Annotated in this window: 29 protein-coding genes; 12 read left to right on the top strand and 17 right to left on the bottom strand. The window is 64.9% G+C overall.

Going from position 1 to position 25,923, the window contains the following annotated elements; genetic code table 11:
* Positions 1-58 precede the first annotated feature (58 nt).
* Positions 59-1,729 (bottom strand): MDR family MFS transporter, encoded by a 1,671-nt coding sequence (locus tag GTW58_RS00315; protein WP_119932515.1) that lies wholly within the window; start codon positions 1,727-1,729, stop codon positions 59-61.
* A complete protein-coding gene (locus GTW58_RS00310; RefSeq protein ID WP_119932516.1) occupies positions 1,726-2,349 on the bottom strand; it encodes a TetR/AcrR family transcriptional regulator in 624 nt (207 codons plus the stop codon). Before GTW58_RS00310 ends, GTW58_RS00315 begins: the two co-directional genes overlap by 4 nt.
* 84 nt (positions 2,350-2,433) lie before the next feature.
* Here GTW58_RS00310 and GTW58_RS00305 point away from each other — a divergent pair, with 84 nt between their 5' ends.
* The 5 genes from GTW58_RS00305 (at position 2,434) to GTW58_RS00290 (ending at position 6,634) form a co-directional block, all read left to right on the top strand.
* Entirely contained in the window at positions 2,434-3,474 is a 1,041-nt protein-coding gene (locus GTW58_RS00305; protein WP_119932517.1) for a Gfo/Idh/MocA family protein, read from the top strand.
* A gap of 85 nt (positions 3,475-3,559) precedes the next feature.
* Complete coding sequence (locus tag GTW58_RS14945) at positions 3,560-3,883, top strand: TetR/AcrR family transcriptional regulator (protein ID WP_342453280.1); 324 nt, start codon at positions 3,560-3,562, stop codon at positions 3,881-3,883.
* Between the two features lie 44 nt (positions 3,884-3,927).
* Positions 3,928-4,134 (top strand): hypothetical protein, encoded by a 207-nt coding sequence (locus GTW58_RS14940; protein WP_342453279.1) that lies wholly within the window; start codon positions 3,928-3,930, stop codon positions 4,132-4,134.
* Positions 4,131-5,285, top strand: a complete 1,155-nt coding sequence (locus GTW58_RS14935; RefSeq protein WP_119932518.1) for an EamA family transporter — start codon at positions 4,131-4,133, stop codon at positions 5,283-5,285. The genes GTW58_RS14940 and GTW58_RS14935 overlap by 4 nt, the downstream gene beginning before the upstream one ends.
* A 461-nt stretch (positions 5,286-5,746) precedes the next feature.
* Positions 5,747-6,634: a PhzF family phenazine biosynthesis protein gene (locus GTW58_RS00290; protein ID WP_119932519.1), complete on the top strand. Its 888-nt coding sequence runs from the start codon at positions 5,747-5,749 to the stop codon at positions 6,632-6,634.
* Positions 6,635-6,641: 7 nt separating this feature from the next.
* Here GTW58_RS00290 and GTW58_RS00285 read toward each other — a convergent pair whose 3' ends face one another.
* Positions 6,642-7,223 (bottom strand): methylated-DNA--[protein]-cysteine S-methyltransferase, encoded by a 582-nt coding sequence (locus tag GTW58_RS00285; RefSeq protein ID WP_047692096.1) that lies wholly within the window; start codon positions 7,221-7,223, stop codon positions 6,642-6,644.
* A 181-nt stretch (positions 7,224-7,404) separates the two neighbouring features.
* On the opposite strand from GTW58_RS00285, the gene GTW58_RS00280 reads away from it, so the two are divergent.
* Entirely contained in the window at positions 7,405-8,256 is an 852-nt protein-coding gene (locus GTW58_RS00280) for a hypothetical protein (protein ID WP_119932520.1), read from the top strand.
* A 73-nt stretch (positions 8,257-8,329) separates the two neighbouring features.
* On the opposite strand, the gene GTW58_RS00275 is transcribed toward GTW58_RS00280, so the two are convergent.
* From GTW58_RS00275 to GTW58_RS00265, 3 genes are all read right to left on the bottom strand, one after another.
* On the bottom strand, positions 8,330-8,596 hold the full coding sequence (locus GTW58_RS00275) for a DUF1540 domain-containing protein (RefSeq protein WP_047692115.1): 267 nt from the start codon (positions 8,594-8,596) through the stop codon (positions 8,330-8,332).
* A gap of 205 nt (positions 8,597-8,801) precedes the next feature.
* On the bottom strand, positions 8,802-9,830 hold the full coding sequence (locus tag GTW58_RS00270; protein ID WP_189587231.1) for a pirin family protein: 1,029 nt from the start codon (positions 9,828-9,830) through the stop codon (positions 8,802-8,804).
* A 65-nt stretch (positions 9,831-9,895) separates the two neighbouring features.
* Entirely contained in the window at positions 9,896-10,207 is a 312-nt protein-coding gene (locus GTW58_RS00265; RefSeq protein ID WP_052209773.1) for a GNAT family N-acetyltransferase, read from the bottom strand.
* Positions 10,208-10,361: 154 nt separating this feature from the next.
* Here GTW58_RS00265 and GTW58_RS00260 point away from each other — a divergent pair, with 154 nt between their 5' ends.
* A complete protein-coding gene (locus GTW58_RS00260) occupies positions 10,362-11,324 on the top strand; it encodes an arsenic resistance protein (RefSeq protein ID WP_231559494.1) in 963 nt (320 codons plus the stop codon).
* 33 nt (positions 11,325-11,357) lie between these two features.
* Here the strand turns inward: GTW58_RS00260 and GTW58_RS00255 are convergent, their stop codons facing one another.
* The 5 genes from GTW58_RS00255 to GTW58_RS00235 form a co-directional block, all read right to left on the bottom strand.
* Positions 11,358-13,049 (bottom strand): ABC transporter permease, encoded by a 1,692-nt coding sequence (locus GTW58_RS00255; RefSeq protein ID WP_157980447.1) that lies wholly within the window; start codon positions 13,047-13,049, stop codon positions 11,358-11,360.
* A gap of 59 nt (positions 13,050-13,108) precedes the next feature.
* Complete coding sequence (locus tag GTW58_RS00250) at positions 13,109-14,032, bottom strand: ABC transporter ATP-binding protein (RefSeq protein WP_047692100.1); 924 nt, start codon at positions 14,030-14,032, stop codon at positions 13,109-13,111.
* Complete coding sequence (locus GTW58_RS00245; protein ID WP_119932522.1) at positions 14,029-15,051, bottom strand: MerR family transcriptional regulator; 1,023 nt, start codon at positions 15,049-15,051, stop codon at positions 14,029-14,031. Before GTW58_RS00245 ends, GTW58_RS00250 begins: the two co-directional genes overlap by 4 nt.
* A 190-nt stretch (positions 15,052-15,241) precedes the next feature.
* Entirely contained in the window at positions 15,242-16,261 is a 1,020-nt protein-coding gene (locus tag GTW58_RS00240; RefSeq protein ID WP_052209774.1) for a phosphatidate cytidylyltransferase, read from the bottom strand.
* Entirely contained in the window at positions 16,258-16,971 is a 714-nt protein-coding gene (locus tag GTW58_RS00235; RefSeq protein WP_232817975.1) for a CDP-alcohol phosphatidyltransferase family protein, read from the bottom strand. The genes GTW58_RS00240 and GTW58_RS00235 overlap by 4 nt, the downstream gene beginning before the upstream one ends.
* A 56-nt stretch (positions 16,972-17,027) precedes the next feature.
* Here GTW58_RS00235 and GTW58_RS00230 point away from each other — a divergent pair, with 56 nt between their 5' ends.
* The 5 genes from GTW58_RS00230 to GTW58_RS00210 all read left to right on the top strand — a co-directional run bounded on the left by GTW58_RS00230 (position 17,028) and on the right by GTW58_RS00210 (position 20,927).
* Positions 17,028-17,642 carry a hypothetical protein gene (locus GTW58_RS00230; protein WP_119932523.1) on the top strand — a complete coding sequence of 205 codons (615 nt, stop codon included), beginning with the start codon at positions 17,028-17,030 and terminating at the stop codon, positions 17,640-17,642.
* A 260-nt stretch (positions 17,643-17,902) separates the two neighbouring features.
* Positions 17,903-18,790: a DUF222 domain-containing protein gene (locus GTW58_RS00225; protein WP_119932524.1), complete on the top strand. Its 888-nt coding sequence runs from the start codon at positions 17,903-17,905 to the stop codon at positions 18,788-18,790.
* The gene (locus GTW58_RS00220; protein WP_168023437.1) at positions 18,721-19,842 is read left to right on the top strand and encodes an HNH endonuclease signature motif containing protein; all 1,122 of its coding nucleotides are present in this window, start codon (positions 18,721-18,723) and stop codon (positions 19,840-19,842) included. Before GTW58_RS00225 ends, GTW58_RS00220 begins: the two co-directional genes overlap by 70 nt.
* Position 19,843: 1 nt before the next feature.
* Positions 19,844-19,993 carry a hypothetical protein gene (locus GTW58_RS00215; protein WP_157980448.1) on the top strand — a complete coding sequence of 50 codons (150 nt, stop codon included), beginning with the start codon at positions 19,844-19,846 and terminating at the stop codon, positions 19,991-19,993.
* 136 nt (positions 19,994-20,129) lie between these two features.
* The gene (locus GTW58_RS00210; protein WP_157980449.1) at positions 20,130-20,927 is read left to right on the top strand and encodes a nitrilase-related carbon-nitrogen hydrolase; all 798 of its coding nucleotides are present in this window, start codon (positions 20,130-20,132) and stop codon (positions 20,925-20,927) included.
* A 17-nt stretch (positions 20,928-20,944) separates the two neighbouring features.
* On the opposite strand, the gene GTW58_RS00205 is transcribed toward GTW58_RS00210, so the two are convergent.
* The 6 genes from GTW58_RS00205 to nagB form a co-directional block, all read right to left on the bottom strand.
* Entirely contained in the window at positions 20,945-21,283 is a 339-nt protein-coding gene (locus GTW58_RS00205) for a hypothetical protein (protein WP_119932527.1), read from the bottom strand.
* 102 nt (positions 21,284-21,385) lie between these two features.
* Positions 21,386-21,841 carry a fluoride efflux transporter FluC gene (locus GTW58_RS00200; RefSeq protein ID WP_232817981.1) on the bottom strand — a complete coding sequence of 152 codons (456 nt, stop codon included), beginning with the start codon at positions 21,839-21,841 and terminating at the stop codon, positions 21,386-21,388.
* Entirely contained in the window at positions 21,841-22,623 is a 783-nt protein-coding gene (locus tag GTW58_RS00195; protein WP_052209777.1) for a CrcB family protein, read from the bottom strand. The genes GTW58_RS00200 and GTW58_RS00195 overlap by 1 nt, the downstream gene beginning before the upstream one ends.
* A gap of 95 nt (positions 22,624-22,718) precedes the next feature.
* Positions 22,719-23,969 (bottom strand): aminotransferase-like domain-containing protein, encoded by a 1,251-nt coding sequence (locus tag GTW58_RS00190; protein ID WP_119932528.1) that lies wholly within the window; start codon positions 23,967-23,969, stop codon positions 22,719-22,721.
* 8 nt (positions 23,970-23,977) lie between these two features.
* Complete coding sequence (gene nagA, locus GTW58_RS00185) at positions 23,978-25,117, bottom strand: N-acetylglucosamine-6-phosphate deacetylase (RefSeq protein ID WP_198673407.1); 1,140 nt, start codon at positions 25,115-25,117, stop codon at positions 23,978-23,980.
* A gap of 17 nt (positions 25,118-25,134) precedes the next feature.
* Positions 25,135-25,920 (bottom strand): glucosamine-6-phosphate deaminase, encoded by a 786-nt coding sequence (gene nagB / locus GTW58_RS00180; RefSeq protein WP_047692105.1) that lies wholly within the window; start codon positions 25,918-25,920, stop codon positions 25,135-25,137.
* Between the last annotated feature and the right edge of the window lie 3 nt (positions 25,921-25,923).

Genomic DNA, 25,923 nt, shown 5'->3' with positions numbered 1-25,923 from the left:
CGGTCGAGACCTGCATGGTATGTGATGCAGGTCTCGACCGGCTGGGAGGGGGTCACGCTCAGCGCTGCGGGGCGGGCTCCTTCTCCGCTGAAGCAGTGTCCTCCGGGGTGATCCGGTTGGAGGTGCGCAATGTGGTCTCCGGGACAAAGAACATCAGGATTGCACCCACCGCCACAAACGGCACCAGCCACAGGTAGATGGGAATCAAGGCGTCGTTGTAGGCGTCCACCACAATGCTCTGGATCTGGCCCGGCAAGGTGTGCACCAGCTCCGGGGTGAAGCCCGCGGAGGCATCCGAACCACCGGCACCGGACATGGTCCCGGCCGGCATGCGCTGCTCCAAGAGATCCATCAGGCGGGAGGCGAACAAGCTGCCCACCACGGCCGAACCAAGGGTGGCACCCACCTGGCGGAAGAAGTTGTTGCCCGCAGTGGCCGTGCCCACCATGGCCGGGGAGAACACGTTCTGCACAATGAGCACCAAGATCTGCATGGTCATGCCCAATCCGAGGCCCAGGACACCCAGCGCCAAGCAGACACGCCACACGGGCAGGTCCACGGAGAGCTGGCTCAACAACACCAGAGCCACCCCGATGATCACCATGCCCACCAGCGGGAAGATCTTGTACCGGCCCGTGCGGGAGACGATCTGCCCGGTCACGATCGAGGTGATCAGCATGGAACCCATCATGGGGATCATCAGCAGACCAGACTCCGTTGCGGTGGCTCCGTGCACCATCTGCAGGTAGGTGGGCATGTAGCCGAGCGCCCCGAACATGGCGATTCCCATGAACAGGCCTGCGGACATGGTCAACACAAAACTGCGGCTGCGGAACAGGCTCAGCGGCAGCACGGGCTGGGCTGCCTTGCGCTCAATCAGCACGAACACCACGGAGAGCACCACGACGGCGGCGAACAGGGACAGGATCTGCCAAGAGTCCCACGCATAGTCGCTGCCACCCCACGTGGCAGCCAGGATCAGAGCAACCGTTGCTGCACCCAGGGTGATCATGCCGGCGAAATCGACCTTCACTTGGTTCTGCGGACGCGGCAGCTTGAGCAGGAAGGCGAACAGGCCAAAGGCGATCAGGCCCAGCGGAATGTTGATCCAGAACGCCCAACGCCATCCGGGACCTGTAGTCAACCAACCGCCCAGCAGCGGACCTGCCACGGAGGCCAGGGCGAAAACGCCACCGATCAGCCCCATGTATCGGCCGCGGTCACGCGGAGGAACAATGTCTGCGATCACCGTCTGGGAAAGGATCATCAGGCCACCACCGCCCAGACCCTGGACCACACGGCCACCGATCATCCAGTCGATGTCGGTGGCCATGCCGCTGATGGCGGAGCCCAGCATGAACAGGGCAATGGCCACCAGCAGCACCGGCTTGCGGCCCACCTGGTCACCGATCTTTCCGTACACGGGCATCATCACCGTGGAGGCAAGGATGTAACCGGTGATCACCCACTGCATCTGGTGCACACCGTCCAGGTCTCCCACGATGGTGGGCAGGGCCGTGGAAAAGATGGTCTGATCCAATGCAGCCAGCAGCATGGCCACCATCAGGCCCAGGAAGATGGGCAGCAGGCGTTGCGTGTTCTTCTCCTCGGCCGGGCGCTTGCCCGGCTCCCAACCGACCACGCCGATGGACCCGGTGGAAGCCCCCACCACGGTGGTGGGGGCGGTTTCCGGGAAGGGGTCACGCTCAGTGTCTTGTGTTGTGGTCATGACAAATCCGTTCTGTTCAAAAAGTGATAGGTGTCCACGGCCCGTTGGAGATCTTGGGCCGTGGGGTCCTGACCTGGCACATGGCCAGGACCGGTCCAGGCGAAGCGCAGAATGCTGCCTGCCACCAACACGAGCATGCGAACGCGCTCGGTGATGGGGACGTCGTCGTTGTCCTGAAGTTGCGTCGAGCCGGTCTCCGCAAGCCGCTCCAGCAGTGCGGTGCGCACCAGGTCCTCGGTGCGGTGAAGGGACTGCTTGTGCAGACCCATCAGTTGTGGATGTTCGGCCAACAGCCGGTGGCGCAAGGAATGTTCAGTGGTCGGCCGAGCCGAGCGCACCACGTGGTCCAGAAGCTCAACGGCCTTGAGCAGCAGATCCGGCCCCGGTGTCAGACGGTCAGCAGCACCCTGCGGCACCACCGGGTCTTTCAGTCCCAGGACCGCGTGGTCCTTGGACGGGAAGTAGTTGAAGAAGGTGCGCGGTGAGATTCCCACTGCCTGGGCAATCTCCTCTACCTTGACCGCCTCCAGACCGCGGTCCAACACGGCACGTGCGGCCTCTTGGTGGATGGCCTCCCAGGTTTCGGCCTTCTTCCGCTCCCGCAGACTCATTTCTTGCATGCGTGCAATATTTGCACTCAGGCACTTTTTGCACAACTGCAACTTTGGAGATTTGGGACACACCGCAGCCGTAGGCTGGTCACCATGCGCCTTGCAACCATTGGGACCAGCTCCATCACTTTGAGCCTTTTGACCGCCAGCCGCCAGGTGCCGGAGGTGGTGCACACTGCGGTGTTTTCGCGCAGCAGCGCCCGTGGCGCCGAATTTGCGAACAAGGCGCAGGCAATCAAAGGGCAGACACCCCGGGTGGTCACAGACCTCACCGAGCTGGCTGCAGCACAGGACATCGACGCCGTGTATGTGGCCAGCCCCAATGCCATTCACCACCATCAGGCACGGGAACTGTTGGCAGCCGGAAAGCATGTCCTGGTGGAGAAATCCGCCACCTCCAACCGTGCGCAGTTCCAGGACCTCCTGGAAACCGCCAGGGAATCCGGGGTGGTGCTGATGGAGGCCATGCGCTCGGTCCATGACCCCGGTTTTGCGCGCATTCGCGAACTACTCCCTACTCTGGGCCCCCTGCGCCGCGCCGAGTTCCGGTTGTGCCAGTACTCCAGCCGCTACCAGCGATTCCTGGACGGGGAAACTCCTGCCATCTTTGATCCCGAGCTGTCCGCGGGCGCCTTGCTGGACATCGGCACCTACTGCGCCCACCCGGCGGCAGCCCTGTGGGGTGAGCCCGCACGCCTCCACGCCGAAGCCACGATCCTGCGCACCGGTGCGGACGGTGCCGGGACGGTGCTGTGCGGTTACGACTCCCCCGCCGGTTTCTCCGTGAGCCTGAACTATTCCAAGATCACCTCATCCAGAACCCCCAGCACCATTGAGGGCGAGCACGCCACGCTGGAGATCGACTCCATCACCACGCCCCGCCGCCTGACCGTGATCGGCACGGACGGATCCACGGAGGAGATCACCGTGGACGGCCTGGGGGGTGGCTCCAGCGCGCCGGGGAACATGAGCTACGAACTGGCGGAGTTCACCCGACTGGCCGCGGCTCCTGCTGCCAACCGCGACGACGACGCCCTGCGCGTCCACCAACAGGCATCCCTGGACACCTTGGCGATCCTGGATCGGACGCGGCAGATTCTGGGCGTGAAGTTCCCGGACGATCCCCGGGACTGAGTAACCCGACAGATCCGCACTAGACAGATCTGTCTAGTGCGGATTGAACGGTGGCATTCGTCGTCAAACTCCCAGGAGAGCCACCATGCCACCCCGCGCACCAGCCCGCGAGCGCATCCTGACAGCCGCTGCAGGGCGCTTCTACGCGGACGGTATTGCCGCTACCGGAATCGATGCCGTGATCGCAGACGCCGGCGTGGCCAAAGCCAGTCTCTACAACAACTTTGCCAACAAGTCCGCCCTGGTGGAGGCCTACATTGAGGCCAGGCACCGGGAGTGGATGGAGCTTCACCGACTCCGCGCGGCGCAGGCCAACACTCCCACGGATCGGGTTCTGGCTGTTTTGATGCCTATCTGGACCATGCACAGGGGGCCTACCGCAACGGGTTCAGGGGGTGCGGATTGTTGAACGCGGCAGGGGAGCTTGCTGCGGATGATCCCGCGCGTGCCGCGGTGACAAAACACAAGGCGGAGGTCCAGAGCATCCTGCGCAGCGCACTGTGCGACCTCACGGATCCTGACACGGCGGAGGGGCTGACGGAGCACATGGCCTTTCTGCTGGAGGGTTCCATGTCCCTGGCCGGGTTGGAACGCAGCCCTGAGCGGATCGTCCACGCCCGAGCACTGGCCGTGCAGCTGATGGAAGGCCTGAGCGGGTGAGGGCATCAGCATCGCGTCAACTGAGGTCACGGAACCATGAGCAGGCCGGCATTGCCGTGCCCTCACTGCGCCGCAACACATCCACCCTGCTGGCCAACCGTGGCCTGGTGGCCCTGGGGGGTGCCGCCGTGGTGGTCTACCCGCTGGCCTTCTACGGCTCCAGGCACCTGGCGGGGGTGGCCATTGGCACCGTGATCTCCCTTGCCAGCGCCCCATTGGCCTCAGGCGTGTTGGAGTTGGTGCTGGACCGGCGTCGCCTGGGGCCCTGGTGGATGACTGCTGCCGTTCTGGGAACAGGAGGCAGCACGCTCCTGTGCTTGGCCAAAGCGGCACAACCGGAGGCCTCCGCAGCACATACCGCAGCCGGAATTGCGCTCGGCCTGGTGGCAGGGCTGAGCTACGCGCTGTACTCCTGGGTGGTGCATCGTTTTCTGGGGCACGGTGCGCCACGCGCGGCCGCCATGGGTTCGGTGTTCGGTCTGGGTGGGTTGGCGCTGATGCCGGTGCTGCTGCTGACGGGCGCGCCGCTGCTGGAGTCGACCACCAACTTTGCCGTTGGGGCCTACATGGCCCTGGTGCCCATGTTCTTGGGCTACGTGCTCTTTGGCGTGGGTCTGACGCGCGTTCGCCCCAGCACCGCCACCACCATCACGCTGAGTGAACCCGCCGTGGCCGCCCTGTTGGCTGTTGCCGTGGTGGGTGAACGCCTCTCCGGGACCGGATGGGTGGGCCTGGGCGTTGTTGGACTGGCCCTGGTGGTGCTGGCCATGGCCCCGGGAACCCCGGAGGTGCCGGCCTCCCCCACACCACGGGTGGGTTCATCACGCGGTGGGGACCACGACGTCGTCGATCCCCAGGTCCTCCCAGCGGCGCCGCGCCATCTGGACCCGGACCACGGCAATGGTGAGCAGAAGCCAGAACAAGCAGAACATGACCGCAAGCTCCAGGCCACCAGCAAGGTCCATGCGGCGGACGTCCATGAATCCGTAGGGGGCGCGGGCGGAGTAGTAGATCTGCGCCAGGATGGTGGCCAGACCGTAGGCAACGGGGAAACCCATGGTGGCCAGGGCAGCCGCCCCCGGGATCTTGCGGGCAACCACACCAAAGAGCACGTGAGCCAAGGCCCCGCACGGCACCAGCACGTGCAGTGAGTACATGCTGGCCTGTTCCAGAACGGTGCGCGGCACCATGGTGAAGTCCACCAGCATCATGACCCACCACCCGGCGCCACAGGTGAGAACCCCCACGATCCCGGTCAGATACAGGTAGGCCCCCAGTGCGGAGCGCTGCGCGCCCAGGCAACCCAATGCGCAGATCACAGCAGACAAGCATGTGAAGTAGCGCAAGAAGAACAGCTTGTCCGGCGTCATTTCCTGAGCGGCCTGCAACACCACACCACTGACGCACACACAGAACAGCAACACTGCAATGGGATCGGGCGCGTGGGAGATCTTGGTGGTCTGTGTGTCTCCCACGTCTCCCCTCCCGGCAGGTCCGTCGCCCCCGAATGACTGTGCATCCAAGCCAACCACACCCATGACTCAGCAAGGGCCTGCCGGTGCTTTCGGGGCGATTCTTACGCACCGCGGCGTGAGGCTGGAAGGATGACCGCGTGACTGAGTTCAAGTTCTCCCAGGTGGACGTCTTCTCCAGTGCCCCGCACCGTGGCAATCCGGTGGCCGTGGTCCACGGCGCCGATGCCCTGACGGACGATCAGATGGCACGGTTTGCCCACTGGACCAATCTGTCCGAAACCACCTTGCTGCTCAGCCCCACGCAGGAATCCGCGGACTACCGCCTGCGAATTTTCACCCCCGATCAGGAACTACCGTTTGCCGGCCACCCCACCTTGGGCTCAGCAAGGGCGTGGCTGGAAGCCGGCGGCATTCCCCGCACCCCGGGTCAGGTGGTTCAGGAGTGCCCAGCCGGCCTGATCACGGTGGTCATGGACGACGACGACGGCCTCTCCTTTGGCGCCCCACCTCTTGTCCGCTCAGGCGATGTGGATTCAGCAACCCTTGCTGTGGCTCGCCAGGCCTTGGGTCTGAAGCCCGGGCAGATTCAGGCCGCCAACTGGGTGGACAACGGGCCGGGCTGGGTGGGTCTGGTGCTGACTGACGCTCAAACCGTGCTCAGGTGCACGCCGGATGCTGCGGCCTTTGCCGAACATGATCTGCGGGTGGGTTTGCTGGGTGCGTATGGACCGAATGGTCGGACTGGGCCGGGAGATCAGGCTGGACGGACAGGCCATGATGCCGACGTAGAGGTTCGGGCTCTGATCGCCATGGGCGGGACCGTGCGGGAGGATCCCGTGACGGGCAGCCTGAACGCCGGTTTTGCCTCCTGGCTGATCCCCGCCGGCCTGGCACCGGAGGAGTACGTGGCCGCCCAAGGCACCGTACTGGGGCGTGAGGGACGGGTTCGTGTCCGCCATGACGGTCAGGACATCTGGGTGGGCGGGGACACTCAGGTCCTGGTCCACGGCACCGTACAGTTCTGAGGTCGGTTCAGTTCCAGGGTGACGCGCCACGTCCCAGAACGGCAGCTTCATGCTGCAACAGGTTTCTGCGATGACACGGTGAGTTCGGTGATTCACCGGTGGAACCGTTCGCCCGGGTGACCCGGTGGACGGGGAGAAACAGGGACACGGGCACATCGCGGCAGGCGGTGCCGGCAGCACGCGCGGCCAGGGGTGAGCCGGCCAGGGCCGCCACCTCGCCATAGCTGGCAGTCTCCCCGTAGGGGATTTCTTGGATCACCCGGTAGAGATCCCGGCGGAAGCCGCGAACACCGGTGAGATCCACGGCGACGTCGAACTCTTGCCGCTGCCCACTGAACCACTGTTCCACCTGGTCCCGCACAGGTTTCAGGGCCACGTCATCACGGATGGGCGGTTCACCGAAAAGCCCGGTGACTTCATCCAGCGCCCGGGCAAAATCCGCGGGCAGAACCTGGTTGGGAGAGCCTTCCCACGCCTCCTGCGGCGGGGCAAACACCGTTCGGCACACACCGGCCCGTGAGGTCACGATCAACGCCTCACCCAGGGGCGTGTCCACCCAGGTCCAGGCGGGAGAAGCGGGAAGTTCCATACGTCCATGGTCACATGAGCCGGAAAAGTGCACCGTGCAATTAGGGCATGTCTATATGCTCTAATCCTGCTTTGTGCCTTGACTCACCCACAGCTCGACAGGTTAGGTTCCCCTTAGTCATTGATGGTGATGACGGCACCAGAGCCCCTCAGGTGCCACCACCCAGGATCCGGAGTCCCCCATGAGCACGCCCCAGGAACGCGCGTCCACCCAAAGCCACCCCGCAGGCGCCCTGACCGCCAACGCTCAGCCGTGCCACCTGGATCAGGCAGCAACTCACGTGGCCGCTCGTCTGCTCAACGGTGCCGGACAGGCCACCGTGGTCTGCCACGACGGCCAACGGGGTTACACCCTGGACACGATGTTCCACGGATCCGGCGCGGACGGTCGCCGCTACCTGGTGGCCGCTCCCGACGACGACGCCTGGCCCGCCATGGAGGTCGGCCGCCCACTGCGCGTGGCCATGACCATCAAGTCGGATGCCCCCATTGCGGAAATCCGCATGAACACAGCAGAGCTCACCGGCCATGTCATGTTGACCCGCTGCTCAGAGTCCGAGGAATTGGACGTTCTGGCAGAAGGCCCGCTGCCCTCGGATGTTGCCCGGACCCTTGCCTGCTGGCCGGGTGCACAGCTGTGGCACGTCGAGCCCTTGCGGATGACTGCCCACCACGTCCACGGTTCGCACGCATTGGACCATGAAGCTCTCAAACCACGCCCCGCATGGCCCACCCCGGCACAGGAAGATGAAGTCGTGGAGGCCATGCGATGCACGTGGGGTACGTACCTGACGGAGATCGTGCCTCACCTCCGGGCTGCAGCCACCGTGACTGCGTCCTTCCCCGACGCACCGGGTGACGCGCACTGCGCCACGGGGCGCGCCTACCCGGTAGCGGTCACCGACCGTGAGGTCGCATTCCTGATGGCAGAAGGCGCCCAGCGGGAGACCATTGTGGTGCCGCTGGGTCAGACCGTGGATTCCGCGGAGGCATTGCTGCACCGCCTGGATTCCGTGGTGGCCCGGTACGCCTGATGGCATGACTGTGGCCTGGTGCCCACCACCTCCGGGTGGGCACCAGGCCACAGTCATGATCAGAGGTTTCGCGTCAGCGAGCCTGGTAGGACAGGCAAGCTTCCGAATCCCCCACGGTGATGGCGGATGCAGTGCACAGCAGGTCCTGGTTGAACTTACAATCGGCCCGCTGGCAAGCACCCACGTGAGCGCTGGCGGACGGCAGGCCACCGCGAGCATCCAGCTCAATGAAGGTGGCGCAACCGGAATCGGTGATGGTCACGGCCTCAGCGGTGCAACCCTGGTTGTTGTAGGCGCAGGCGGTGACGGTGCAGGTCTTGACGTCGGTGACGGTAGCCATGATGTGGATCTCCTTGAAAGCTGTTCGCAATGGTGAGCGTCCTTCAAGGCTATGGGCCACAAAGAGCTAGCACAACAAAGGAGACCCTTACAAGATTTCGGGAAGATCTATGTTCCCTAATTTCCGTTTGAGGCTCTGACCAGCGTATTTAAAAGTAGTCACATATTGTGGCTCGATTAGCTCATGGATTCCTTGGCGAATAAATTTATCCCCGGGAACGCAATCGCGCATTGGGCAGAGCGGGTGCCGGAAGCGCTGCCGGTTGATCGTCCGGATACGGGCCGAATCGGGGCACCTGCTGCCCGGTCAGCCCGGCGGCAGCCAGGACGTCTTCCGCAGGTGCATCGTCCACGCCGATTTCATGCTGGTAGATGGCCCGGTAGGCCACCACTTCCTCGTGGGAGCGGCCGATGAAGTTCCACCACATCACGATCTCCTCCCCCAGCGGCTCACCGCCCAGAATCAGGAGTCGGGCGGGAGCGGCGTCGTCGTCGTTGAGATGGTTGATGGTGAGTGTGGTGCGGCCGGGGGCAAAGTAGGCCAGGTGATCCTTGGGCATCTCAACACCATCGGCGGTGGGGGTGCCGCGGTCCACCAGAATGGCGTGCTCAAACGTGGGGTCCAGGCTCAGGTCCACGCTGACACCAGGCTCCACGGTGAGCTCTGCACCCAACAGCGGAGGCGTATGGGTGTCCACGGGTGAGGTGGAACCGGCCAGGGAGCCCAGGAACACGCTCAAACTCCAACCGGAACCAGTCACGGGCTCGGGGGCGTAATGGACGAAGTCATGCTCCATGTGCCGTGTGGCATCCGGCAGGGCATACCAGAGCTGGGCGCCGTGGAGCACGGTGGTCTCCGGCGTGGAGAATTCCTGGTGGGTGATGCCGCGCCCTGCCAGCATCAGATTCATCTCACCGGGGCGAACCACGGCTGCGTTGCCTGCGGAATCCAGGTGGTCGATCTGCCCCGTGTAGAGCCAGGAAACGGTGGCCAGGCCGGTGTGGGGGTGACGGGCCACGTTCATGCCGTTGGATTCAATGACGTCATCCGGGCCGTAGCTGTCCAGGAAACACCAGGCCCCCACCAGGGACCGTTTGCGCTGCGGCAGCGTGCGGCGCACGGTCAACCCGCGTGGGCCACCCAGTGGGACCATGCGGGGTGGGAGGATCTGGATGTCCGCACCGGTGTCCGTGGTGCACACGGTTTCCAGGGGGACGGGCTCGGTGTTGCTCACGGGAACCTCCGGGGCAGGGCGGGCTGGTGCGGCCGACTGGTGGGCACGGACGAGCGGGCTGGTGATCAGCGGGTCAGGTGCTGGTAGTCGCTGTTCTTGCGCAGCCACACCCGAATGTAAGGGCAGGTGGGGATGACCTTGAACCCCGCCTCAGCGGCAGCGTCCATGGTGAATCGCACCAGCTCAGCGGCCAGTCCCTGGTTGCGGTACTCGGGCCTGACTCCTGTGTGAATCAGATTCCACGCGGGCGCCCCACTGGCCAGGTTGGCCTCCTGATAGTTCAGCTCACCGATCACCTGGTCACCGTCCAGCAGTTCGAACACACTGCCGGCAGAGTCATGGCGCAGGGAGAATGTGGTGTCCGGAATCTGGGTCACGGTGTGGCCTTTCGCTGAAGTGACGGGCTGCCATCATGTTGGTGACGTATCACGCAACACAGAGGTGGTGCTCGCCTATTCCCTGCAGCATGTCACGATGGCCCGGGCTCATCACAGCAACTCTCACCACAAAGATCACCATTGAAGGGGCACCGTGGAATTCTTGGAACGCCATCAAGTGGCCCTGTACCTGGGCGCCATGGTGCTGGGTGCGGTGTTGGGGCTGGCTGCACCCCAGGCGGCCCCCACCCTGGAGGTGATGATCAATCCGGCCATTGCCTTGATGTTGTTCAGCACGTTCCTGGCCATCCCCGTCACCCACATCGGCCAGGGCTTCAAGGACGTCCGCTTCTTGGGTGTGCTGCTGGCGCTGAACTTTGTGGTGGCCCCGGTGGTGGTGTGGGCACTCACCCTGCCGTTCGTCCAGAACCCGGCGCTGCTGGTGGGGATCCTGCTGGTGCTTCTGGTCCCCTGCATTGACTGGGTCATTGTGTTCACCGGATTGGCCGGCGGGGATTCAGCACGGTTGACCGCCGCCGCACCCGTTCTGATGGTGGTTCAGATGGTGGCTCTGGCCCCGTTGATGGTGCTGATCGGTGGACCGCAGCTGGTGGTCGATGTGCCCCCGGGGCCGTTCATCACGGCCCTGGTCCTGCTGCTCTTGCTGCCGTTGGCTGCCGCGGGCCTCCTCCAGGCACTGGCGCGGCGCTGCCCCGTGGCCGCTCGCGTTCAGACCGGTGGGCAGGCCGTCATGGTGCCGTCTCTGATGGTGGTTCTGGTGGTGGTGATCGCCTCTCAGATGGCCGGGCTGGGGTCACGCTGGATTGAGGTCATCTGGGCCGTGCCGGTGTTCGTGGGTTTTGCAGCGGTGATGATCGCAGCCGCCGTTGCCGCCGCTCGCCTCACCCGCACCACGACGACGCCCGCCCGAGCCCTGGTGTTCAGTGCCGTGGCGCGCAACTCCCTGGTGGTCCTCCCACTGGCCCTTGCCTTGCCCGAACGCTATGACTTGGTCCCCCTGGTGGTACTGACCCAGACCATGGTTGAGCTGGTGCTGATGGTGGTCATGCTGCGGGCGGTCCCCCTGGTGGTACCGACCCACCCATTCCGCCGGTGAATCGCCCCTCCTGTGATTCGCCCTGTCTGCGCGTCACCCAGTGGTGATGTCCCGGCGCCCCACCAGGGCCGCTGCAGCCACGATTCCCGCCACACCGATCACACTGAGCAGAATCATCTGGGCCCAGGGCCAATCTTCCCCGCGCACAGGCGCCCAGGCGTAGAGGCTGAGATCCAGCGCCCACTGCGGCAGATCCACCAGTCCCCCGAAGGCTTGGATGAATCCAGATCCGGCCACCACCGCCCAGATGGCACCGGTTGCCCGGGGCACCACCGCAATCAGGAGGGCAGCCAATCCGATGCCTGCCAGTACCGCAGGTACCTGCCCAAATGTTGAGGTCATGGATTGACGGAAGGCTTCCCCAGCCCCGACGTCGTCGGCCATTTGGAGCTCACCCAACCACCCCATCAAGGCGGCTGAGGCTGCCAACAGGGCCACCGAGCTGAACACAGCCACCGTGCTGCGGGCCGTCAAAGAACGCCAGCGGCGGGTGCCCGCGGTGAGTTCAAGGTCCAGGTGACCCGCTTTTTCCTCGGAACGCCACCGAGTCAGGGCGGTGATGCCGAAAACGGCCACCAGGATGGCCACGTACAGGCCCAGGAACTCGTAGAACTGCGCCAGCAAGTGGGTGGGATCCAAGGCTGCGGCCGCGGGGGAACCGGCTGCGGCAACCTGCGAACTCTCCACAGCCCCTGGGCCCTGGGCAGCAGACATGCGCTCCAACAACTCACGGGTGGGCTCACTGTCCCGCAGGGTCTGCACCAGCCCGGCAGTCATGGAGCCGAACAGGGCGGAGACCAACAGCACGGCCACCCACCACCCCAGAACATGCGAGCGCCCGGACACCCACCCCCAGGTCTCCACCCCGCGTACGGTCAACCCGCGGGTGGACACCGAGCGGTCCGGCAGGGTGGAGGCGGAGTACTCGCGGGCGCGGTACAACACCGTCACCACGGCCAACAGCACGCCACACACCAGGGCGAAAACGGCCAGGGTCCACAGATTGTCGTCCGTGTACGGGGAAGCCACTTCCTTCCACCCAAACGGGGTGAACCAGTTGAGCGTTGTGAGCCACTGGGGCCAGGAGTCGTCGTAAATCGCCTGGTCCGCCAGGACCCGCATCAGAAAAGCCCCACCCAAGAAGGCAAATGCCCAGGACTTGGCGCCGCGGGCTTCACCACGCAGTTGGGCACAGAGCATGGCCGTGAGACCCACAGCAAAGCTGGCCGCGGTGGTCACCGCCCCGAACCCCACGGCACCTTCCACGGTGAGTTCATCAGTGGAACCCATCTGCATCAGCAGAATCCCAGCGGAACCCGCACCCACCAACACGCAGGAGGTGAACACCAGGACCATGGCGGCTGCAAGCGGCGCCATGGGCTGAACGCCGGAGGCGCGCACCAACTCCAAACCGCCGGTCTCCTCCTCCCCACGGGTGGTGGAGACCCCCAACAGCAGGGCCATCACGCAGGCCAGGATGATCACGTAGGAACCGACCTCCCACGTGAACAGCTGGCCCAGGGTTCCGGGATCATGCAGGATCCCGTAGAGCAGGCGCATCCCATCCGTGCTCTGCATCTGCGCCACCAGCGGGGCACGCTGCGCCAAGCCCGGGTAAGTGCTCTGGTAGGACGGCACGGTGATGGCCACCATCAGCAACAGAGGCAAGCTCCAAGCGATCAACCCCACCCTGTGACGGCGGAACATCAGCACGGTCGCGGGCATGACTCCCCCGGCGGCCCGGTTGGTTGGTGCACCCGCGCGGTGTTTTGCAGTGTGAGTGGTCATCGCGCATCCGTCTGGTAGTGCCGCAGGAACAGGTCCTCCAAGGAAGCCGAAGCCACCGTCACATCAGTGCATCCAGCCACAGCCACATCAGCCAGCACCTGGGGCAACTGATCCCGATGGACCTGCAAGTGGAGACCCGTTGACGCCTGGTGATGCTGCTCAGAGCTGGATTCGATCCCACGGCCACGCAGCGTACGGGCCAGGGTGGTGAGGGTCTGGGCGTCGTCGTGAATGGTGACCTGCACGGCCGCCAAATGCTGCAAGTGGGCCAGGGAACCGGACTCCACCACCCGGCCGTCCTTGATGATGGTGACGTCAGTGCACAGGCGCTCGACCTCGCTGAGAATGTGGGAGGACAGCAGCACAGTCCGCCCGGCCTGGGCCGCCTCCTCAACACAGTCTTGGAAGATCTGCTCCATCAGGGGGTCCAGGCCAGAGGTGGGCTCGTCCAGGATCAGCAGATCGGTGGGAGCGGAAAAGGCCGCCACCAACATGACCTTCTTGCGGTTACCTGTGGAGTAGGAGCGGACCTTCTTGGTGGGGTCCAGGGAGAGTCTCTCCATCAGCTCCTGCTCATGGACCTTGTTGCGTGCACCCCGTAAACCGGCCAGGACATCCAGGACCTGCTTGCCCGTCAGATTCGGCCACAGCGTGGTGTCCCCGGGAATGTAGGAGATGTTGCGGGTGACCTCAGCGGGGTGCTTGCCCGGGTCCAGACCCAGCACGCTCACCTGCCCGGAGGTGGCGCGATACAACCCCAGCAGCACTCGAACGGCCGTGGACTTCCCGGCACCGTTGGGCCCCAGGAACCCGTGGACGGTGCCCTTCTCCACCATGAGATCCACACCGTCCAGGGCGCGGAAGGACCCGAAAGTCTTGACCAGGCCCGTGACCTGGATGGGTGTGCTTCTCTGGTTCATGAGGGGTCTCCTGATGCGCGCGTGGCTGACAGTTGAGTGGTGGCCGGTGCGGATTCTGGATCAAAGGCACCCTGGGATATCAGCTCCGTGAGCCCGTCCAGGGCGTGGCGCAGCAGGGCCCGCTGGTTGGGATCGCGGTACTCGAGCATGAGCAGACCCATCACCACGGAGCGCACTGCCGGGACGTTCCACCCGGGCATGACCGCCAGATACAACCGCACCAGCTCCGGGTGCTCCAGACACCACTGGAGCATGTCACCGGAGAGCTCGACGACGGCGCCCTCCAACTCCTGCCCCGGAACATCCTTGATGGCAACGAATCTCTCCAGGAAGTCGACCATGCGATCGATCTGGTTGTCCGGGAGGTCCAAGGCATCGATCACGTCTGCGCGGATCAGACCGCGCTGACACAGCATCTCTGCCATGTTCCGCTCCCGACGAAGTACCCGTTGGATATGGGGATCCTGCGGAACAGCTTGCTCCAGCCGGCTGTAGACGCGGTCAATCTGGGGCGGAATGGAACTCAGACCACGGCCGGATTCAGCGGCATCAATGAGGTGGAGGATGCGTTGGCGTTGAGCGTGAAGCTCCTCCAAGGAGGTGTCCACCTGGTACAGGGCAGCGTAAAGATCGTCGACGGCCGCTCCGGAAGGGACCGGCTGGGCGGAATGGACCGTCGGCGGGACTGTGCGGAGTTGGTGGTCTGCGTGGTCCGTGGCGTCCATACGGTCCGCGGTGTCTGCAGAGGTCTTATTGCCTGCGTGGTCCGTGCTGTCCCCACCGACCGAGCTCTCTTCACGGCCTGCGTTGTCTTCGCGGTCCAGGAGATCGCGGACGTTGCTCAGCGGAAGACCTGCTTGAGCCAGCCACCGGACCCGCAGGATCCTGGCCACGTGGTGAAGCTGGTAATCCCGCCGCCCACCTCTGTTCTCCGGGACGGGCACCAGGCCTTCCTGGTGGTACCAGCGGATGGTGCGCACGGTGGTACCCGTGAGCTCCGCGGCATCTTTGATCTTCATGCTGTCATGGTGCGCTGTGACGCGGCGTCACAGTCAACGAGGGTGGAAAGTTGCCGCCCACCCGCTCACCCGATTTGAGCATGGAAAAGTGCAGATCATGGCTCAGATCTGCACTTTTCCATGCGTAAGTTCGGCATGTGGGGCCGGGGTGACCGGATCTGGGTTACGGGGCGTGCGGAGCCGCCAGGCCTCAGGTGAAGAAGAAGCGCACCAGGTGGAAGAACACCGGTGCTGCGAACACCAGGGAGTCAAAGCGGTCCATGATCCCGCCGTGCCCGGGGATGGCGGAGCCGAAGTCCTTGACCCCGCGGTCCCGCTTGATGGAGCTCATCACCAACCCACCCAGGAAGCCCATCACGCAGGACACGAAAGCCAATGCCGCTGCCTGCCACGGGGTGAACGGAGTGGCCCACCACAGCGCTGCACCCAGTGCGGTTGCGCTGAGCACCCCTCCGATCAGGCCTTCCCATGTTTTGTTGGGGCTCACGCTGGGCGCCACGGGGTGCTTGCCAAGGGTCTTGCCCCACACGTATTGGAGCACGTCAGAGCCTTGAACCACGATCACCAGGAACAGCATCAGCGCCGCCCCCTGGGTTCCGCCGGAGCCAGGGTCTGAGCCTTCCGCAACGGCACGGCCGAGTTCCATGCCCACCGGGAGTTGCAGCAGGGCAGGCACGTGGGAGACCGCAAAAACACAGACCATCAAGGCCCACTGGACACTGGCCGCCCGGTACATGAAGGTGCGGGTCTGCCCTTGCAAAGCAGCCACGGCTGGCAGGAACAAGAACGCGTAGACCGGTATGAACACGGCGAACATGCCGTACCAGTGCTCCCACAGGAACCAGTAGTGCAGCGGGGTGATCACTGCCAACCAAATGATGGTGTGCCGGTCGCGTCTGCGCTCGGGCAACAGAGCTGCCATCTCCCGCAGACCCACCAGGGAGAGCACGGCGAACAGGACAATCACGGCGGTCTCACCCAGCAGCAGGGTCAGGCCCAAGGCGCCGATCATGATCCACCACGCCCAGGTGCGCTGGCGCAGCTCAGACTTGAACTTGGGCTTGTCCTTGAGCCACACCGCACTGATGGTTTCCACCAGCGCGGTGGCCACCAACAACACAGCCACGGAGCCCACCAGCAACCACGCTGATTGACCACCGATCAAACCAACGGGATGGGACCCGTTCAAGAAGTTGTGCAGCCACGTCATGAGGAGGACCCGCCGTCGTCGTGAAGGGGTGCGGTGGCGCGCAGGTCCGCGGCGATGCGGCGCAGACGAACCACCACGGTGACCAGGGACCCCAGGCTGATGACCACCAGCGCCACCACCAAGGAGGTACCCAACGGAACCGGCAGCAGGGGTTCGGTCAGTGCAGCCAGGCACCCCAGGACCAGGATCCACATGCGCCGGGGTTCGGACATGGGCCCGTTGAAGTGGTTGGACAACCCTTGCGCGGCACCCAGGGAGCGGACGTAGGCAGTCAGCACGGCCAGCGATGCCGCTACCCAACCCACCGTGATCCCGCCGCACACCTGAGTTGCGGCGTACCCGGCGCCGGCCAGGAACAGGATGTCGGAGAGGCGGTCCGGGAGTTCGTTGTAGAGATCGCCCACCGGTGAACTCATGCCGCCCTCCACGGCCAGCATCCCGTCCAACATGTTGGCCAGCAAACGCAGGGGTGCGCACAGGGCGGCGGTGAGGAGCAGGAGGGTGCGGGGCAGTGCGTCGTCGTGGATGCCGGCCAGGACAAGGCAGGTGCAGCCGATGGCGGCAATCACCACAGAGGCCACGGAAATCATGTTGGGGGTCAGGTGAAGTCTCTGCAGGAGGGCTGCGGTGCGCTGGGCCCAACCCGTGGTGCGCTGGGGAACATTGCGGCGCATGGTGCGGTGCTGCGGGGATCCTGGTGACTCAGTCACGGTGCGTCCTCTCCCGACGATTGGTGCTGGTGTTCTAAACTTTACACAAGCAAATCATGGAGGATGTTGTGGGTTCACATCGGTTACGCGACCACGGGGTGGCATTCGGCTGGGGTGTTGCGGAGGCCACGGTGTTCTTTGTGGTCCCGGACCTCTGGACCTCTTACCTGGCCTTGCGCAGGCCACGCCGCGGATTCACGACGACGGCCACCGCCACCGCCGGAGCACTTCTGGGTGGTGCGGCGGTGCACCGATGGGCATCGCGGGTTCCGGATTCTCGGTCAGCCGATCTGGCTGCCCGGGTGCCGGCCATCAATCAGGAGATGGTGGCCAAGGTTAACCGGCAGTTGGAGAGACACGGACTGGCGGCATTGATGATCGGGCCGTTCACCGGGACCCCGTACAAGCTCTACGCGCGGTCCGCGGGAGTTCAGGGCAAGCCGTTGGTTGCGCTCCTGGCGTGGTCGGTCCCGGCGCGGATGACCCGATTTGTACTGGTGACCGGCATGGTGGGTGGGCTGGCTTCCGTGGCACGGCGTGCGGGGGTTTCGGCACCGGGGCGTGAGTTGGCCCGGATCCCAGGGGTCACGCCTCAGAGAGCTGAACGCGCGGTGTTCCTGGTGGGCTGGGGTGCGTTTTACACGTGGTTCTTCCGGTCAGTGGGGCGGTGAGTTAGGGCTGTGAGGCCTGTGGGCGGTGGGGCCTCATTGCGGTGGGGCCTCATTGCGGTGGGCCTCAGGGCGAAACCGGAGGCTCGGGTCTGATTCCTGTGGATTGTCGCTGGCCGTCATGTGGGTTGGATGGGTCTGTGGAGTTGTGACCACTGGGGTCTGATCACTGATGGGAAGATTTTCGAAATATGTTTCTGACAAGTGCTTTTGAGGGTGTTGAGAGGGCTCGTGTTATCTGACCCCCGTGGAATCGTGGGGTTATGGATGAGGAAGCAGTGAGGGGGTCGGACCCCTCCCCGGAGATTTCACACGGACGGCCCGTTCCTGGGCCTCCCATGGGTGGTGCAGATGCCCCCGAACTGGCGTATTCGGACGGGCTGGACGCGGCGTCACTGGTTCGTGGCATTCAAGACTCGGCCTCCTGTGAGTCTGCGGCGCGGGGGCGGCTGATGCGCCAGGTGGTGGCGCTTCACAAGGTGGCAGCCAAGAACGCAGGGGCCCGGGCCGTCGTCGAACACGACCACGCTGTATCCACGGCGCTCGCGCAGGACTCTCCTGACTTGGTGTTGAGGGATGTGGCTGCAGAGGTGGGGGTGGCACTCATGCTGCCGGCTGGCAGCGCCCGTGTTCTGGTGGAGCAGGCGCTGATCCTGACCGGGGACCTCCCCCACGTCTTGCAGGCGTTGCAGGCTGGTGCCATCACGTGGCCCAAGGCCAAGGTCATCCTGGACGAATGGCGCACTCTCACGGATCAAGCGCCACGCCCCGGCGGAGACCCGCCAGGTGCACCAGGTGCTGATGCCCTTGTTGCTGATACCTCTGAGGCGGTCGGCGAAGGAGACAGTGCGGATGGCAGCGCTGATGGCGGCCCCGCCCGGGAGGAGGCTCTGCAGATCTACCGGGAGGCCACCAAGCTCACCCAGGAACTGACGGTGCGGGCGCCACATTGCACGGTGCGGCAGTTGGGGGGGACTTCTCACGGCGGCGTCGAACACGGATGGGCGCCGCCGCCAATCAGCGTGCTTGCGCTGCGGCGCGCAAGCACAGAGACGTTTGGATCACCCCGGAGGACAACGGCTTGGCCTGCCTCACGGCCATTCTGGATGCCCCCGCCGCCACTGCCATCCAGTCACGCATCAACCGCATGACGCAGACCTTGGCTGACACCACACGCCTGACCGGCGAGAAGCGCGCAGACGTCCTGACGGATCTGTTGCTGGACGGCGAGCTGCCTGCCGATCGTGGAGTACCGCGTGGAATCCGTGGACAGGTTTCGGTGACAGTACCGGCAACGAATCTGATCGGGCAGGACCCTGACCTGTCGCCCAAGTTCGAGCCTAGGTCTCAGTTCCAGTCTCCGTCCTGGGAACAGTTCCAGGCCCGGTCTCAGCCTCAATCCCCGTCTCAGCCCCAGCCTCAGTCCCCGTCACCGTCCCAGGTGCCAGCGGGTGACCGTTCGGCCGCCGTCCCCCGGACGGATCTTTCCACTCCTGCCGGTCAGGATGTGGAGGGCGGCCGCATGCCATTTTCTGCATCTGACCGCTACACCGCGCCTGGTCCTGCCCCGTACGCCGAATCACGCCTGCACATGGTGGGCTACGGTCCCATCAGTGACGCCCAGGCCCTGGAAATTGCTGCAGGTGCCACCAGTTGGCGGCGCCTGCTCACGGATCCACACACCGGAGTGGTGACTGACCACGGAAGATCCACCTACGTGGTGCCGGCAGGGCTGCGCAAAGTGCTGGAGATACGGGACCAGACCTGCAGGTTCCCGGGATGCCGTAGGCAGGCTTCGAGTTGCGACATCGACCACACCATCGCCTGGGACAGTGGCGGTGTGACCAGCTTGGACAACACTGCCCACCTGTGCAGGCATCACCACAGCATCAAACACCAGGTGGGCGCGCTGGGCTCCTGGAAGGTGCGGCACATCAATCCCGATCACGACGACCGGACAGCTCCACCCGCAGCCGATCCACCCGATGGCCCCCAGGTTGGCGGCCAGCAGCGCCCCGGTGTTCTGGAATGGACATCGCCCACAGGAGTGGTCCGCCGCACGGTCCCCGGCGCACCCACACCTGCCACCACGCGATGGTTGGTGGGAAGTCGCGACGTGCACACGCCAGCCGGTGACCCAAACGTGGAGTCCGGCAATGACTCAGCAATGAGGGCGGGCGCACCAACACACAGGCGCAGATGACATGAATGCCCCGGGTCATGTGGCTGGTGCGGCTCACGTGGCTGGCGCGGATGATGTGGAGGGCCTGGGCCATGCGGCAGACCCGAATCACGTGGAGGACCAGGGCCCTCAGGATGACCTGCCCGACTTGGATCCCCCACCTCCGTTCTGAGGAGAACAGGCGGCGCAGTGTCACGCGGCAGGAGAGCCACCCACTACGGGAGGCACCCAGCAGGGAACCTGATGCAAGGCCAGTGGACTTCGTGGCATCGTGGGCACACAGGATCAATCGATACACAGAGGACCTCATGAAGATCTCCATCGCCCAGATCAACACGGTCCCGGATGTGGACCGAAACCTGGGAGCCATTCTCAGCGCAGTTCAGGCAGCTGCAGCTGATGGTGCCGACCTGGTGGTGTTCCCGGAGGCGGCGGCATGTTCGTTCGACGGCGACTTTGCCAGGTTCGCCCGCGAGAGCGCCGCAGAATTTCATGACGCCGTGCAGGCAGCGGCGGAGGATCATGGGCTGGCCGTCATGGTGGGGTCATTCACCCGCAACCAGGAGGATCACCGAACCTCCAACACCTTGATGGTTTTCCGCCCCGGCGAGCAGCCGGTCAGCTACAACAAGATTCACTTGTTTGACGCCTTCGGTTTCAAGGAGTCCAAAGGCATCGCACCCGGGGATCGACCGGTCACGGTGGAGATCGGCGGCACCACCGTTGGTTTGGCCATCTGTTATGACGTCCGGTTCCCCGAGCTGTTCACAAGGTTGGCGCAGGAGGGGGCGGAGGTCGTCGTCGTTGTGGCGTCATGGGGGGACGGCCCCGGCAAGGCCGAGCAGTGGGACTTGTTGACGCGGGCCCGGGCGCTGGATTCGACGTCGTACGTGGTGGCCGGCGGTCAAGCGGTGCGGGACTTGGACAAAGAGGGCGAGGCCACCAAGACCCCACTGGGGGTGGGGCACAGCGCGGTGGTGGGGCCCAACGGTGTGGATGAGCTGCGAATGGACGGCGCGCCCGGCCAGCGCACCGTGGAACTGGACGTGGAGCGGGTCGCCAAGATCAGGGAGTCGATCCCGGTGCTGGCCAACAAGAGGCTGTGACCGAACGCCCCACGGTCTCACCGCAGGAATCCCCACACCAGCAGGGTGAGCACCCAGGCGCAGAAGGAGGCACTCAGTCCCAGGCCCATGATGATCAGCGAGCGCTTCACCAAGCCCTTCCGCCCACGACTTTGAGCACGTCCGGCCGCCACACTGGTGACAATCATGCCGGTCACCACCAATCCCAGGCCCAGGAATGACGCGCCCACAGCAAAGAACGGAGCCAGCTGACCTGCCTGTGCGGCATCAGTCACGGTGGATTCGGTAGCTGCCGCCTGGGTGGTGATCATGCCTGCGGCCGAGATCACCGCCATGAGGACCGCAGCGGCACTCAGAACCCAGGACCATGCGATCACTGGGCAACTCGATGATGTCTTGGCATCCCCGGAGAACGACGCAAGAGTCCTTTCACATGGGCGAATGCTTCAGATGCCATCCAAACACAGAGCTTGGATGGCTTAAAGCTGCGCGCCCGACATCATGCCCAGCACCACCGCGATCACCGCGGCCCCTGCCGACCCTACCCAGTAGCCCACGGCCATCCAGGTGCGGCGATTGAGCAGCAGCTGGGTTACTTCATACATGGCCGTGGAGAACGTGGTGAAACCTCCACAGAACCCCACCAGGGCCAGCGCGACCCCCAACGTCCAGGGGTCACTCGAGATGGCTGCGGTCGGCGTCGTCGTCTCGGAGACCAGGGCCACCAGGGACGGCGTGGGTAAAGTGCCCACCAATCCGCAGGTCAGACCCAGCAGCAATGAGCCCGCCACGTTGATGACCAGGGTGGACAACGGCAGCGCACCACGCCACCGGAGTCGAATCTCGCCGTCCATCAGGAACCGGGCTGCAGCACCCAACCCACCGGCGGCGGCAGCCAGCAGCATCCACGGCAACACCTGACCTGCGGTGACCATCACGCATCCCCCCTGGTCGGATCAACAGCCACGCGGGGATCAACGGGCCTGTCTGCATGAACAGACCTGGCCGGGTCACCGGAGCCCAACGGGTCAACAGAGCCCAACGGATCTACAGACTCCATTGGCCCCGCAGAACGGCGGGCATCAGCAGACTTGAGCGAGTCTCCAGAACCACGACGCCCCACGGCCGCACCCACTGCCATGCCCAAGAGTGCAGCCGCCAGACCACCAATCAGGCTGGCGGCCAGGTACAGCGCAACCGACAAGACCGGCCCCAAAGATCCCAGACCCGCAGCCGTTCCGGCGGTGGCACCACTGGTCAGCGAAGGGGAGAGTCCCGCCAGCGTGACCGTGTCCAGCGCGAACCCCGAGTACGTGGTGAACCCGCCAAAAAAACCGGTTCCCAGACCCAGCCGCAACAGACGTCGTTTGGTGCCCTCCGGCCCGGCCTGAAGCACTGCTTGGCGCTCTCCGTGGAATCCTGCCTCCGGCCCGGCTGGGTGCCTTTCGCGCAATCCAGTCGCAAGTCCGGCCTGGCGCCCTTCTTGGAGTCTTACCTGGTGCCCGGCATGGCGCCCTGCCTTGACCAAGGCCTGCAGCAGCCAACCGAGTCCAAAGGCTCCCGCAATGTTGACTAGAACGGTGGCCACAGCACCTGCCCCTACCCAGAAGGACAAGCCTTCAACAACCAGCAGGCGCACCCCGGCACCCACCGCGCCTCCCAGGCCGACCAGCAGGATCAAGCCCCAGTGCCGGTGCAGCAGCTTGTCAGCGCTCATGGCTGCACCGGTCGCTCGAGCCGAACTGCCAGCCGCGGCTGAGCTGGCAGGCACCCGGCACCCCCAGGTCTCGCATCATGAACATGACACCAGGCTCACCCGTGCCAGCGTTCCAGTGCCCGGCCCAACCTGTGCAGGCCTTCGCTGATGACCTCCGGCGGGTTGGTCACGTAGGACAGGCGCATTGTGGAGCGGTCCGGATCGTGGGCAAAGAACGACTCCCCGGGGACAAAGGCCACCCCTTCCTGCACGGCAATCGGCAGCAGTGCTGTGGTGTCGATCCCGTTACCCAGTGCCGCCCACAGGAACATGCCTCCATCCGGTGAGGTGACCGTGGCACCTTCTGGCACCATCTCCAGCAACTCCCGGCGCATCCCGTCACGCCGTTGCTTGTAGACCTCCACCACGGTGCGGATGTGGGCGTCGACGTCGTATGCCTCCAGGTACCGGGCCACCGCCAGCTGATCCACCACGGAGGAATGCAGCCCGATTGCTTCCTTGGCAATGGAGATGGTGTTCAAGATGGGGCCCTCACCGCGGATCCACCCCACTCGAATACCCGGTGCCATGACCTTGGAAATCGAGTTCAGCAGCAGGCTCTGGTGCGCCATGCCCGGCAAGGCGGAGATCTGCGGGATGAACTCACCGGAGAACCGCAGCTCACCGTAGGGGTCGTCCTCCACCAACGGCGTGCCGGTGCGCAGCAGCACCTCCGCGATTTCCTTGCGTCGCCCTGCCTGCATGCACACCCCGGACGGGTTCTGGAACGTGGGGATCAGATAGACGAACTTGGGGTTGTGCTCCCGAATGAGATCTTCCAGGGCGTCGGGGCGGGCGCCGTCGTCGTCAGAAGGGATGCCGATCATCCGGGCACCGGAGGAGGCAAAGGCCTGGACAGCCGCCAAGTACGTGGGCCGCTCCACCAGCACGACGTCGCCCGGGTTGATCATGGCGTTGCCCACCAGGTAAATGGCCTCTTGGGACCCCGTAGTCACCTGGATCTGATCGGCGGTGGTGGGGATGAACCGTGACACACGCCGGGCCGCCTGCTCACGCAACTCGGGCTCACCGGGCGTGGAGGAGTACTGCAGCGCCTTGGCCGGGCGGTTGGCGAACACCCAGTCAAAGCTGGCCCGGATGTCATCCGCGGCAAAAAATTCTGCTGCCGGCGCTCCACCCGCAAAGGAAATGATGTTGCCCTGGGACAGAACGTCCAGCAGGTCGCGCACCGCAGTGGTGGTGACACCCGCGTAGCGGTCGGCCACGGGAAAGGAGACCGCGGAGGGGGCCTGGGCGGATACCGGCGAGTTCTGGGCAGGTGCAGCGGATGTAGGCAGGTCAGACATACCCACGATCATTCCACCCAACGGCCCCCGTGTAGCACTGCTTGCACGGACAACTTCTCATCCAGCACCACAAGATCTGCCCGCGTCCCCCGCGCGATCCTTCCGATGTCCGCTCGCCCCAGCGCCCTGGCCGGGGTCGACGACGCCGCCCGCACGGCCACTTCCAGCGGAATCTGCGCCTGAGTGACCGCAAAGCGCACGGCCTGGTCCAGGGTCAAGGTGGAACCCGCAATGGCGCCGGTGTCCCGGATCCGCGCCACACCGTCCACCACGTCCACATCCAACGGACCCAGACGGTAGGAACCGTCCGGATGACCGGCTGCAGCCATGGCGTCGGTGATCAGCGCGAACCGACCACGTGCTGCGCAGACAGCCATGCGCAGCACGGACGGGCGGACGTGAACGCCGTCGGCAATGAGCTCCACGGTCACGTGGGGATCGGCCAGCAGTTGTGGGATGGGGCCTGGCTCTCGGTGGTGCAGCGAGGGCATGGTGTTGAACAGGTGAGTGGCCACGCGAGCGCCTGCATCCAGTGCGGCCCGGGTCTGCGAGTCAGTGGCATCCGTGTGGCCAACGGCAGCCAGCACCCCGCGGTCACACAGCGTCCGGATGGCCTCCAACGCCCCGGCGCGTTCAGGCGCCAGCGTGACCATGCGGACGTGGCCGCGTCCGGCATCCAGCAGACGGTTCACATCTGCCAACAGAGGGTCCCGGAGCAGCCCGGGGTCATGGGCCCCGCAGCGCACTTCCGAAAGCCACGGCCCCTCCAGATGGATGCCCGCCAGCTCCCCGGTCTCTGCAAGTCCCGCAAGCTCCGCCACCTGGTGTTCCAACTGTTCGATGGTGTCAGACACCAGGGAGGCCACCATCGTGGTGGTCCCATGCGCCAGATGGGCGGCGCGAGCAACACGGGCGGCCTCAGTGCCCTCCGTGAAGGCTGCCCCGCCACCGCCGTGCACGTGCATGTCCACAAAACCCGGTGCTAGCGTCACCTCTCCCAGGTGCCGGATCTGGGCGGCGCCTGCATCATCCGGGACCGGACCGGTGCCGGCATCAACGATTGCCTCTCCGCTCACCCGCACCCAGCCCGGGCAGGCCGGGCCATCAGGAAAGACCACCTGATCGGCCTGCAGAATCAGACCCACCACCGCCGCATCCCCCACCCTCACAACCCCTGCCAGTCCGGCTTGGCCTCCCAGGCCTGCCGGGCGTAGGAGGCCAACTGCAACCGAGAAGCCGCCGATTCATCCAACACCACGGTCACGTGCGGGTGGAACTGCAAGGCCGTGGCCGGCCACATGGCAGAAACAGAGCCCTCCACCATGTGGTGAATCGCCTCTACTTTGGACTGCCCAAAGGCCAGCAACACCACGTGCCGGGCCTCCATGATGGTGGCCACGCCCTGAGTGAGGCAGTGCTTGGGGACGGAGGCGACGTCGTCGTCAAAGAACCGGGCGTTGTCCTCCCGTGTCTGTCTGGTCAGTGTTTTCAGGCGGGTCCGGGAGCCCAGGGAGGAACCGGGTTCGTTGAAGGCAATGTGACCGTCCGTGCCGATTCCCAAGATCTGCAGGTCGATGCCACCCGCGTTGGTGATCGCCCGCTCGTAGTCTGCGCAGGCCTGCTCGATCTCCTGCGCAGAACCGTCCGGCCCGTGAACATTGGCGGGATCAATGTCCGTGGGCTGCACGAACTCGCGGTCGATCACCGTCCGGTACCGCTGCGGGTGATCGGCGGGCAGCCCCACGTATTCGTCGAGCATGAACGCCTGCGTGTCCTTGAGACTGAGCCGCCCCTGGGCCACCCGCCGCCCCAGCTCCCGGTACACCGCACCGGGGCTGGAGCCGGTGGCCACACCCAGCACCGGGTTCGCCTTGCGCTCCACCAGGGCGACGACGGCCTCAGCCACCAACTCCCCGGCCTGCTGCTGGGTTTCAACAATCACGATCTCCACGGA

The organism is Kocuria subflava, from assembly GCF_012163155.1.
In the GTDB taxonomy this organism is placed as follows: domain Bacteria; phylum Actinomycetota; class Actinomycetes; order Actinomycetales; family Micrococcaceae; genus Kocuria; species Kocuria subflava.
This window is presented reverse-complemented; position numbering and strand designations above follow the sequence as displayed.

Excerpts from the sequence above, each read along its gene's own strand:
- GTW58_RS00315 (WP_119932515.1), bottom strand. The coding sequence starts at position 1,729 with ATGACCACAACACAAGACACTGAGCGTGACCCCTTCCCGGAAACCGCC.
- GTW58_RS00310 (WP_119932516.1), bottom strand. The coding sequence starts at position 2,349 with ATGCAAGAAATGAGTCTGCGGGAGCGGAAGAAGGCCGAAACCTGGGAG.
- GTW58_RS00305 (WP_119932517.1), top strand. The coding sequence starts at position 2,434 with ATGCGCCTTGCAACCATTGGGACCAGCTCCATCACTTTGAGCCTTTTG.
- GTW58_RS14945 (WP_342453280.1), top strand. The coding sequence starts at position 3,560 with ATGCCACCCCGCGCACCAGCCCGCGAGCGCATCCTGACAGCCGCTGCA.
- GTW58_RS00285 (WP_047692096.1), bottom strand. The coding sequence starts at position 7,223 with ATGGAACTTCCCGCTTCTCCCGCCTGGACCTGGGTGGACACGCCCCTG.
- GTW58_RS00280 (WP_119932520.1), top strand. The coding sequence starts at position 7,405 with ATGAGCACGCCCCAGGAACGCGCGTCCACCCAAAGCCACCCCGCAGGC.
- GTW58_RS00275 (WP_047692115.1), bottom strand. The coding sequence starts at position 8,596 with ATGGCTACCGTCACCGACGTCAAGACCTGCACCGTCACCGCCTGCGCC.
- GTW58_RS00255 (WP_157980447.1), bottom strand. The coding sequence starts at position 13,049 with ATGCCCGCGACCGTGCTGATGTTCCGCCGTCACAGGGTGGGGTTGATC.
- GTW58_RS00250 (WP_047692100.1), bottom strand. The coding sequence starts at position 14,032 with ATGAACCAGAGAAGCACACCCATCCAGGTCACGGGCCTGGTCAAGACT.
- GTW58_RS00245 (WP_119932522.1), bottom strand. The coding sequence starts at position 15,051 with ATGAAGATCAAAGATGCCGCGGAGCTCACGGGTACCACCGTGCGCACC.
- GTW58_RS00240 (WP_052209774.1), bottom strand. The coding sequence starts at position 16,261 with ATGACGTGGCTGCACAACTTCTTGAACGGGTCCCATCCCGTTGGTTTG.
- GTW58_RS00230 (WP_119932523.1), top strand. The coding sequence starts at position 17,028 with ATGGAGGATGTTGTGGGTTCACATCGGTTACGCGACCACGGGGTGGCA.
- GTW58_RS00225 (WP_119932524.1), top strand. The coding sequence starts at position 17,903 with ATGGATGAGGAAGCAGTGAGGGGGTCGGACCCCTCCCCGGAGATTTCA.
- GTW58_RS00215 (WP_157980448.1), top strand. The coding sequence starts at position 19,844 with ATGAATGCCCCGGGTCATGTGGCTGGTGCGGCTCACGTGGCTGGCGCG.
- GTW58_RS00210 (WP_157980449.1), top strand. The coding sequence starts at position 20,130 with ATGAAGATCTCCATCGCCCAGATCAACACGGTCCCGGATGTGGACCGA.
- GTW58_RS00200 (WP_232817981.1), bottom strand. The coding sequence starts at position 21,841 with ATGGTCACCGCAGGTCAGGTGTTGCCGTGGATGCTGCTGGCTGCCGCC.
- GTW58_RS00195 (WP_052209777.1), bottom strand. The coding sequence starts at position 22,623 with ATGAGCGCTGACAAGCTGCTGCACCGGCACTGGGGCTTGATCCTGCTG.
- GTW58_RS00190 (WP_119932528.1), bottom strand. The coding sequence starts at position 23,969 with ATGTCTGACCTGCCTACATCCGCTGCACCTGCCCAGAACTCGCCGGTA.